This is a genomic window from uncultured Veillonella sp., from assembly GCF_963524655.1.
In the GTDB taxonomy this organism is placed as follows: domain Bacteria; phylum Bacillota; class Negativicutes; order Veillonellales; family Veillonellaceae; genus Veillonella.
Map to the genome: position 1 here is coordinate 1 of NZ_CAURHA010000051.1, position 9,412 is coordinate 9,412.

General features: G+C 36.8%; 9 protein-coding genes and 1 pseudogene. 4 read left to right on the forward strand and 6 right to left on the reverse strand.

Annotation, left to right across the window (positions count from 1 at the left end; translation table 11 throughout):
- Window positions 1–118: 118 nt before the first annotated feature.
- Together RYM16_RS08460 and RYM16_RS09065 are read right to left on the reverse strand one after the other, a co-directional pair.
- Complete coding sequence (locus tag RYM16_RS08460; RefSeq protein WP_314983321.1) at window positions 119–1,330, reverse strand: OFA family MFS transporter; 1,212 nt, start codon at window positions 1,328–1,330, stop codon at window positions 119–121.
- A gap of 444 nt (window positions 1,331–1,774) precedes the next feature.
- Entirely contained in the window at window positions 1,775–1,852 is a 78-nt protein-coding gene (locus tag RYM16_RS09065; RefSeq protein WP_223209338.1) for a putative holin-like toxin, read from the reverse strand.
- 221 nt (window positions 1,853–2,073) lie between these two features.
- Here RYM16_RS09065 and RYM16_RS08465 point away from each other — a divergent pair, with 221 nt between their 5' ends.
- Window positions 2,074–3,420, forward strand: a complete 1,347-nt coding sequence (locus RYM16_RS08465; protein WP_314983322.1) for a hypothetical protein — start codon at window positions 2,074–2,076, stop codon at window positions 3,418–3,420.
- 120 nt (window positions 3,421–3,540) lie between these two features.
- A complete protein-coding gene (locus RYM16_RS08470; protein WP_314983323.1) occupies window positions 3,541–4,137 on the forward strand; it encodes a hypothetical protein in 597 nt (198 codons plus the stop codon).
- A gap of 135 nt (window positions 4,138–4,272) precedes the next feature.
- On the opposite strand, the gene RYM16_RS08475 is transcribed toward RYM16_RS08470, so the two are convergent.
- Both RYM16_RS08475 and RYM16_RS08480 read right to left on the reverse strand, forming a co-directional pair.
- Complete coding sequence (locus RYM16_RS08475) at window positions 4,273–4,884, reverse strand: acetate uptake transporter (protein WP_314983324.1); 612 nt, start codon at window positions 4,882–4,884, stop codon at window positions 4,273–4,275.
- 334 nt (window positions 4,885–5,218) lie between these two features.
- The gene (locus RYM16_RS08480; RefSeq protein WP_314983325.1) at window positions 5,219–5,878 is read right to left on the reverse strand and encodes an HAD family hydrolase; all 660 of its coding nucleotides are present in this window, start codon (window positions 5,876–5,878) and stop codon (window positions 5,219–5,221) included.
- Between the two features lie 135 nt (window positions 5,879–6,013).
- Between RYM16_RS08480 and RYM16_RS08485 the strand changes: the two genes are divergently transcribed.
- Window positions 6,014–6,844 carry a hypothetical protein gene (locus tag RYM16_RS08485; RefSeq protein WP_314727515.1) on the forward strand — a complete coding sequence of 277 codons (831 nt, stop codon included), beginning with the start codon at window positions 6,014–6,016 and terminating at the stop codon, window positions 6,842–6,844.
- Window positions 6,845–6,906: 62 nt separating this feature from the next.
- Here the strand turns inward: RYM16_RS08485 and RYM16_RS08490 are convergent, their stop codons facing one another.
- Entirely contained in the window at window positions 6,907–7,647 is a 741-nt protein-coding gene (locus tag RYM16_RS08490) for a gamma-glutamyl-gamma-aminobutyrate hydrolase family protein (protein WP_314983326.1), read from the reverse strand.
- A 206-nt stretch (window positions 7,648–7,853) separates the two neighbouring features.
- On the opposite strand from RYM16_RS08490, the pseudogene RYM16_RS08495 reads away from it, so the two are divergent.
- Window positions 7,854–8,845, forward strand: a pseudogene (locus tag RYM16_RS08495) (AEC family transporter).
- A gap of 185 nt (window positions 8,846–9,030) precedes the next feature.
- On the opposite strand, the gene RYM16_RS09070 reads toward RYM16_RS08495, so the two are convergent.
- Entirely contained in the window at window positions 9,031–9,171 is a 141-nt protein-coding gene (locus RYM16_RS09070) for a putative holin-like toxin (protein WP_399553614.1), read from the reverse strand.
- Between the last annotated feature and the right edge of the window lie 241 nt (window positions 9,172–9,412).

Sequence of the window (9,412 nt, forward strand, 5' to 3'; positions counted from 1 at the left end):
TAGTAAATATCTAGTGTTATAAGGGTTTTTACACACACTTTTTGTCCTATAAGCCTAAAAATCTCCCTAGTTGTAATATGATAGCAACTAGGGAGATTTTTATATTCGGCAGTAAGTATCAGTTATGCAGTCCTCGTTTGCCGTATATTTTTAAGATTATAGCAATAAATGTATTCAATACGAATAGTAGTGCAAAGCATACTAAAGCTGTAGAATAACCATATCCCGCTTCATGGAAGTATGATACAAGCATAGGACCAACTATACCTGCTAATCCCCAAGCGGTTAGAATGCGGCCGTGAATAGTGGAAAGTTGGCGTATGCCATAGAGGTCTGCGAGATATGCTGGCATACAGGCGAATCCGCCGCCATAGCAGGTGATAATGAGAAGGATTAAAATTTGGAATGTTAGAGCATTATTGGTTTGGGCAAGTACATAGAATGCAATGATTTGTATAATAAAGAATAGTATGTAAGTTTGGGCGCGTCCAAAGTAATCAGAGATAGTAGACCATGCAATACGACCGAATCCATTGAAGATACCGATGATACCAACTAGAGAGGCCGCCGCAGCTGGAGTCATGCCAACAGCTTCTTGCGCCATAGGGGATGCTAAGGAAAGGAGGCCTATACCACAAGTAATATTTACAAAGAAGATCCACCATAGGGCACCGAATTGCCATGTTTTCATGGCATCATTGGCTAGCATGCCATGGTTATGAACATACATAGTAGACTTATCTTTTGCAGTTCGAGTTGGGTGGTTATTTGAGGGAACATTCAAATAGAGAGAGGCGGCACCCATAACAACTAGATAGATGATGCCTAGGATAATGAAATTATTTACTAATCCCACTTGTGCTACGAGATATTGCATAAGTGGACCTGCAATGAGTGATGCAAATCCAAATCCCATAATCGCTAATCCTGTGGCAAATCCAGGACGATGTGGAAAGTATTTTACAAGTGTAGATACTGGCGTGATATAGCCAATACCTAGTCCAATACCTCCGACGATACCATAGAAAAGATAGAGTAAGGTAAGATTATGGATACTAAGTGCATAGGCTGTACCTAATAGGCCTGCCACCCAAAATAACATAGAGAGAAGACCACTTTTCTTAGGACCTATTCTTTCCGCAAAGGATCCTAGAAAACCGGCAGATAATCCAAGCATTAGAATAGCTAAGGAGAAAGTCCATGTTGTTTGAGACATAGTAAATCCCATATCTGCCATAATAGGTCGTGTGAGCACGCTCCATGCGTACACACTACCGATGGATATATGTAGACCAATAGCTGCTAGTGCAATAAGCCAACGATTTCTCATAAGAAAACTCCTTTCATATAGGTGAGATGATTAAAGATTTGTACAGTATGATTTGTCAGGAGTGAACAAAAAAAGACCGCCTGAACAAAAGCTTGCCCAGACGGTCGGCTATCACACGATGTGCGCTACTGTGCATGTAGTCAATTCTACGAATCCGTCAGCCCAGTAGTAATATGTTACAAATATAGCAATTAAGAGGATATCTTGTCGGTGATATAAGTCACTATTGTATGCACTATGAAGGTTTATAATTGAAAACAAGGAAAGAAATACTTAGATTTCTTTCCTTGTTTAAATATGATATAATTATATCAAAGTGAGGCATAAATGGTTTTGGTCGCCAGACTTCGCTTCTAGTATTTGAAATTGAAGAAACGGTCTGACTTCACAGTCGGGCCTTTTTTCATGCCACGATTAGAAAGCTAGCTTTCCGCTAGAGGTCAATCACTTTGCTGCCATGATAATGGTCGCTACAAGTATGCCAAAGGAAATCATTAACGATAACACTTTAAATGTACTCATATTGATCACCGCCAATCTCTAGAAGATTAGCAAAGGCTGGACCCATTTAGAGGCCTCAATTTCAATATAGTGCCGTTAATTATAAAAGTAAATAGATTAGAGGTTCCTAATAGTCACCTAGGTGACCAATAGGAACCTCTTTCGTTTCGTAATTACTTTCATAAAAATATATTAACTATGTTACAATACAATTAATATCATTATTTTATGGAGAGAAGCATATGTTAAGACGATTATTATTAAGTGCAATTGTAATAGGCATTGTTACTGGTTCTAGTTTCGCTATTGATGTGAATATACCAGGGGCAAATCCAAGTATTCCACATGATGCGTATCAAAATTATGTATATACCGATAAGTATATACAAATGGATAAGCATAAAATGGTAAGTGAATCTTATCGGACTATTAAAGATGATCCACGAATGGTAGATTTTAGAAAAGAACATTCTATATCTGACCAACAATTGCAAAAGGTAATAGAAGATCATGCCCTAAGATTACAAGGTGTAGTTGAAGGAAAAACTGATGTAATTTTACATTCTAAGGATGGTGGGATACGATTTACAGTGCCATTGGTATTAGATTATAAAGCTAAAATTAATAATCCATATGATTCTATTATATATTCTTGGGATACCAGATATATACCATTAGTTGTAGAAATTGAAGATTATCCATATGAAAAAAGTCGAGATTATATGGGAAAACCAGCTGAGTTTATAACTGTCTCTGACATTAGAAAAGCTATTAAACGTGCAATTCAACAAGCTAATAAATCTGATGTACGCTTAGTTGAAGATTCTTTAAAAGGTGGCCCTTTTACATATTCAGGTTTGAGAGACTCCTACTGGGAAATATCTGAATTTAATGATATAAAAGAAAAAGATGTGTTCTGGGGAAATTCAGTTAACTTTTCTTTTGAAAACGAGCCAAATGTTCAATACCACATTGGCTTTATTATAGAACCAAAAGCAGATAATAACCCTTCTATTGATAAAGCTAATAGTTTATTGGTTAATTATGTGTTACCATCTATCAAACCATTAGCTAATATGAATGGATATTCTAAACAGATAGAATCAAAAGATAATAGTATATTTACTTATAGGGTGTTAAATAATAGTTCAGCTGGACATAGAGAATTTAATGGCCGTCATATTAAATCTTATAATTATAACAATGTGATTTTTCAATATGTAGATTATGTTAGAAAATTAGAAAGTAACAATGAAGACCCATATGGCTATGTTCATGATATACTTTCTTTGGGGCGAGAGAGTGCAGTAAAATCGAATCTTATTAAAAAATATGATTATAATTTAGTCTGGAATGATGGCACTCCAGGTATTTTTCTAGAACAGGAGTATTTTGATGGTAGTGGTGTAATGCAATTTATAACACAAAATGGAAAGGATAGATTTGTTAATACTATTCACTATAAAAAACTAGATGGAAATCTCACAAAGCAACAGTTACGTGAAATGTTGATTGATGTAACTATATCTAAACAATATAATAAAAACTCTGATTCTATTGATGTATTTAATATTGTAGAAAATGGGTAATATATGAAGAGGAGCCTAAGAGAAATGAGCTTTTAGGTTCCTTTTTTATAATGATTAGATTCATTAAAATAAATCATGTTACAATACAGTTAATATTAGTGTTCAATGGGGGATGTATGTATGAAACGTTGTATTACACTACTTAGTCTAGGCTTGTGTTTAGCAGCACCGATGCTTTCACAAGGTATGGAAATAAAGCCTCTTATACATGTAACGAATGTACATAATGGTCAATATGATGAGGCATTAGATGCTATTACCGATACAAAGTTTTATGGACCGTATCAGTTTCATGTCTTAAAGGATGCTGTAGAGACCAAAGGTGAAACAAAGGATATAGACGGTAGGGTGTTTAGAACCTCTGATGGAGTTTTCATGCATGTAAAGGCTAGATCTATTGATAGTACTAGCCCTACTCTTGATGCTGAGGTTAATCAGTTTATCAAGGAGAGAACAGTTCCTGAACCAACTGTAAAGATGATTTTGCCTGTTAAGCATGATGTCATAGAGGTCAATAATGATGGTGTGCGTAGCTTACTAGTAGAATTTATGTATGGATGGCCGTTAAATTATAGAACTGATATGGTGCTAATTTCTGACTATGAAGATACTCGGTACTATTATAATTTACAGTTTTATAGACAGAAGTTGCCGGAAGGTGTTCGCGTCGAGCAGTTGCGCCAAATGATTACAGATGCATACTTTAGTTATAAATAAGGCATATCAGCTTATAACATTATAGTTATAATAAATAAAATAGGCATAATAAATAAAAGAGGTTCCTAAGTGTCACGAATGTGACTTATAGGAACCTCTTTTATCGTGCAGGTAATCTATATAGTTATTAAACTATTACAGAATGCTTTTACCCAAAGGGAATACAGTTTTGCCGAATACTTTGTTTACAAGTACAGCACCAGAACCGTAGAAGCCCAATAGGGAGATGAATAATTCAGACCATGCTGCAAGAGCGAAGAAGCCTGTTTTACCGCCTAAGAATAGGTCTGTTGCAAGACCGAAGAATAGGAAGCAGATTAAGAACATGATAGCAAATACAACTTTGTTTGTTTTCAAAGATGCAATTGTACCAAAGATAGAGAAGATTAAGAAGCCCACAAAAGCGAATGCCAATTGTGTTACATCAAAACCTTTTTGGATTTCAGGACCGAAGGAGCCCATTTGGATCAACCAAACGCCAGCCATAGCAGACCAGAACAAACCGTATGCGCCGAATACAACGGAGCCGAACGGATTGTTTTTCTTGAAATCAAAATAACTTGCGATTAATTGGGCGATAGAACCTAATAAAACTGCCCAAGGGATAATAACAGATGTTGTTGGCCCAGACCAGCCTACGCGGGACGTGGATACTACAAAACATACTACAGCGAGACCAAGTAGACCAAGACCAGTAGGATCAGCTACATTTTCGCTCATTTCAACTTTTCTTACTTCGTTTTCCATTTGTTTCTCATTTCTCCATTAACTAACTACAACTATACAGCCAAATCTTCACGGGTGTATGTACTGCCATCTCCTATCAGTACTGTGTGTACTGCATTGACAGATAACCTATGTGAAAGTACTGCCTCATAACTGTAACATATATCACATTTTTAAGGCAATAGATAGAATATAGTAATTATGCGTAAAAAGTATAATGTGAAAAATAAAATAAAACAGAGAAAATAAAAGAAAAACCGTAAAAAATAGGCGGTAATATATTTTAATCCACATATTTTTACGGTTTTACGTTATAAATGCTTTAATTTATATGAATTTGTTATAGGTTGTCTTACTATTTATTTAAATCTTCAATAATAGTAATGATATCTTGTGCTTTGCGTGCAATGTGCTTTACACCTAGTTCTTGGTGCAAGGATTCCTCTCTAAAGCCCCAGGTAACGCCGATACAAAGTAGGCCGGAGTTTTTCGCAGTTGCTACGTCTACTTCGGAATCACCTACATAGATAGATTCTTCTGGTGTAGAGCCTAGTTCTTTTAAGGCTTGGAGTACCATGTCTGGAGCCGGTTTACGTTGTAAGCCTGGTCTTTCACCAATGGCAATAGGTAAGCGATCACCAAAATATTCTTTATTTAAAGGTGTTACACCTTCTTGAATTTTATTAGAAACGATAGCCAGTTTATAGCCTTTTTCGCGTAAGGTATCTAGCATGTCTAGTATGCCTTCATAAGGCGCTGTAGTATCTTTTAGATGTTCTCCGTAGTATGCTTTGAACTCTTCGATATATGGTTCCAATTCATGATCTGCTACTGAGCTAGGTAGACATTGACGCATCAAGTATGTTACTGCATTGCCTAGTGCTGCTTTCACCTCAGATAAAGATTTTTCAGGGAAATTATGTGTCCGTAGTACATGATTTACAGCATTCGCTAAATCTGTAGCCGTGTTGAGTAATGTGCCGTCACAATCAAAAACGATAGTTGTATATTTCATGGTAACCTCCAATTGGAATCTATATGTACTTAATTATATGATGAATAACTAGAAAAACAAAGGATAAACCTCATTATAGGGCATAATTGTGATACAATAATAGCAGTAACTATTACCATGCATAGGAGGCGTAGTATGACTGAAATACAAGCTCTTTTATTGATAAAATCTATTCTCGAATCCGCGGATATTCACGGTATCGAATCTTTCTTGGCTGAGGATTGTGAGTACATGTCTACAGGTCGCGGTATTATTGGGCGCAATCGGAATGAAACGATTGAGTTCTTGTCTTCGATGGCTGAGTCCATCAAGGCCGACAATGTGCCTGTTACATGTAAGGTGATGCACATTACCGATGTGTACGAAGAGGATGCGCTATTCCGTGAGGGACGTCATGGTTTGACTGTTTCTTATGAAAGCGGCGACAATTATGTATATATGATTTTCGTAGACGTCAACGATGAGGGCTTGGTAGACCGCATCGTTTCAAGTCAAGAAAATTATAGTATTGACTATGACGATCTTCGCTTTGGTGCTGACGAAACTGAGTATGCTTTTATAACGCCGCCAACGACTGTGAAAGATTGGCTTACGGCCTTAAGTATGTGGCTTGAAACGGCGAATGTAGATGTAGATGATTTCTACCAGTACATCGATGAAGATACACGCGTCGTATTCCAAAAGGGCGATGCTGAATCCATAACCCTTGAAAGTGGTCTTGATGTAGAGGATTATTTTGATCAGTTGATGAACCAACACTTTGATGCAGTGCCTCATATCATTCGTGATGAGGAGGACGGTCTTATTTTGACCTATGGTCCAATGAGCCTCATTGCTACGCTTAATGAAGAGGGGGCGCTAGCTCTAATCAGTATCTATATTGATACACGTGATGAAGACGAAGCTTCCGATGATGTAGGCTATATTGAAGAAGACCTTTCTGAGGATTATAACGAGGAACTATAACATAATAAAAGGGGCTGTAACAGAATGCGGTAAAACCGTATTCTAGTTACAGCCCTTTACTATTATTGTTCTAAGTTTTTTTGAGCAGCCTTAATGAATGCATCAAATAAGCGTGTTGCACTTTGATTGTTTGGTGTCATCATTTCAGGGTGGAACTGAGTAGCGACCATCCATGGATAGGATGCATCTTCTAAGCCCTCTACCGTGCCGTCTTTAGCACGAGCTACAACTTGTAAGCCCTTACCAACTGCTTTTACACTTTGATGATGGTGGGAGTTTGTAACCCAAGTAGAACGCCCAATAGCTCTAGCAAGATTGGTTTCGAACTCGATATCAACTGTATGCGTGCCTAGTTCAGGCGTTTGGTTTTGTGCATGTTTTAATGTACAGTTTTCGTCGTAGCTTAAATCTTGGTATAAAGATCCGCCACGGTATACGTTTAATACTTTCATGCCACGAAAAATACCAAAAATAGGAATTTGTCTTTCTTCAGCAGCTTTCAACAAAGCAAAATCAAAATGATCACGTTCAGGCCATACTTCGCCTAGTTTTTGTAATGGTTCCTCTCCATAGTGGAGTGGGTACACATCATGACCGCCAGATAATAGTAGGCCATCGAGATGAGCCACTGTATCTTGAATGATTTCAAGATTTGTTGTGAACGGAATAATAATAGGAATGCCACCAGCTTCTTCAATAGAGCGAGTGTAATCAAGGTTTACATAGGAGCGTGGAAGATCTACATCAGAACCAGCGCGGCCAAGTAAGATACTACCAGAGATACCGATATATGGTTTTTTCATGCTATCACCTCATGTGCAGAATAGACTGTATATTTACTCCTTTAGTATAGATGATTTTTTCAATAATTCATACTACTAATTTATATAATTATAAAAATTCTATATATATTAATACACTGCAACTATATCATTTTATTTATTCGTGTATCTGTTTACTGAAAAACGTGATATGATAGACTACGAATCAACAGTTCGGGAGGTTTATTATGGTTTTTCTTACATCCTTACAGAGTATCATCCCTATAGTGATACTCATTTCGTTAGGATATTTCTAAAAGGGCAGGGCATGTTTAACCCTACCTTTAGTGGCAACTTATCGCGCTTTATCATGTCCGTCATTTTGCCGGCCGGCGTCTTTGTATCTGTATTACATCACTTACATATGTCCGATTTATGGAATTTACGGTATGGTATGTTAGTAGTTATGCTAACCTATGTAATTGCTTATATCGTGGCTTTCATCATGATGAAACTGTTGAAAGTACCTAAAGGGCGACGCGGTATTTTTATCAATATGGTGGTTAATGATAATTGCTTGTTTATAGGTTTACCGGTGCAGATCGCACTCTTTGGGCCTGAAGCATTACCATATTTTTTACTCTATTATATTGGTAACACTATTTCGGTTTGGCTAGTGGGGGTATTTTTAATCGAATTAGATCCGCTGCCAAATCCAGATAATGGGCTATCCACTAACACTCAAAAGCCTAAGTTTGATTGGAAGAAGTTATTACCACCGCCATTATTAGGTTTCTTCGGAGCCTTAATATTCTTGTTCTTTGAAATTCCGTTGGCCCCAATTTTACATAATACACTTAATTATTTAGGAGATATGGTAACCCCATTATCCTTGATTTATATTGGTATTGTTCTTCATGATGCGGGCTTAAAAAGTATGAGCCTCAATAAAGACTCCATGGGTGGCATCGTAGGTCGCTTTGTGATTTCACCAATCATTATGTTCTGTGTAATCATGGCCTTACAATATGGTGCAGGTATCGTATTAGAACCAATTGCAATCATTACCTTTGTAGTACAATCGGCAGGCCCAGTTATTGCGGTACTGCCAATCGTGGCAAACGAAGCAAAATCTGATTTACCTTTTGCTACAGGCCTTGTCATGATTAGTACTATACTATTTGTAGTAGTCATTCCAATTATTATGGAAATCCTCACTATGATAGGCATTAAGGCATAAAATAAGGAGAAGGATAATTTCCTTCTCCTTATTTTTTATGGTACAATGTATCCATAAGCAGGGCATAAATGGTTGGTAGCCAGCTCTCGCTTCTCGAAAATGTATTTGAAGAAACGGTCTGACTTTCATGTCGGGCCTTTTTTCATGGCCTCAATAAGTTATACTCAAATGGTATGAGTATCAGATTACTTAGCAGCCATGATAATGGTCGCCACGAGGATACCAAAAGATATCATTAAGGTTAATATCTCATATATTCTCATATTGATCACCGCCAATCCTCGAGTGATTAGCAAAGGCTGGACCCATTTAGAGGCCCTGTACATAAAATATATAATTGTAAATTGTATAAGTAAATAAAAAATAGGTTCCTATTAGTCACATAGGTGACTATTAGGAACCTAGTTCATTTTGTAAGTATATACAGCTTATCTAAAGAATCTACCAATAAGTGGCATGCTAGCCCCGTCGTTTTTATTAAGGCCTTTTAGAAGAACCATGATAAAAACGAAAAAAAATAAACATTAGAAAACAAATAGTATAAAATAAGACCACAAAACTAAGATA

What these genes read in the sequence shown, in the direction of transcription:
- RYM16_RS08460 (WP_314983321.1), bottom strand. Translation starts at nt 1,330, where the DNA reads ATGAGAAATCGTTGGCTTATTGCACTAGCAGCTATTGGTCTACATATA.
- RYM16_RS09065 (WP_223209338.1), bottom strand. Translation starts at nt 1,852, where the DNA reads ATGAGTACATTTAAAGTGTTATCGTTAATGATTTCCTTTGGCATACTT.
- RYM16_RS08465 (WP_314983322.1), top strand. Translation starts at nt 2,074, where the DNA reads ATGTTAAGACGATTATTATTAAGTGCAATTGTAATAGGCATTGTTACT.
- RYM16_RS08470 (WP_314983323.1), top strand. Translation starts at nt 3,541, where the DNA reads ATGAAACGTTGTATTACACTACTTAGTCTAGGCTTGTGTTTAGCAGCA.
- RYM16_RS08475 (WP_314983324.1), bottom strand. Translation starts at nt 4,884, where the DNA reads ATGGAAAACGAAGTAAGAAAAGTTGAAATGAGCGAAAATGTAGCTGAT.
- RYM16_RS08480 (WP_314983325.1), bottom strand. Translation starts at nt 5,878, where the DNA reads ATGAAATATACAACTATCGTTTTTGATTGTGACGGCACATTACTCAAC.
- RYM16_RS08485 (WP_314727515.1), top strand. Translation starts at nt 6,014, where the DNA reads ATGACTGAAATACAAGCTCTTTTATTGATAAAATCTATTCTCGAATCC.
- RYM16_RS08490 (WP_314983326.1), bottom strand. Translation starts at nt 7,647, where the DNA reads ATGAAAAAACCATATATCGGTATCTCTGGTAGTATCTTACTTGGCCGC.
- RYM16_RS09070 (WP_399553614.1), bottom strand. Translation starts at nt 9,171, where the DNA reads ATGTACAGGGCCTCTAAATGGGTCCAGCCTTTGCTAATCACTCGAGGA.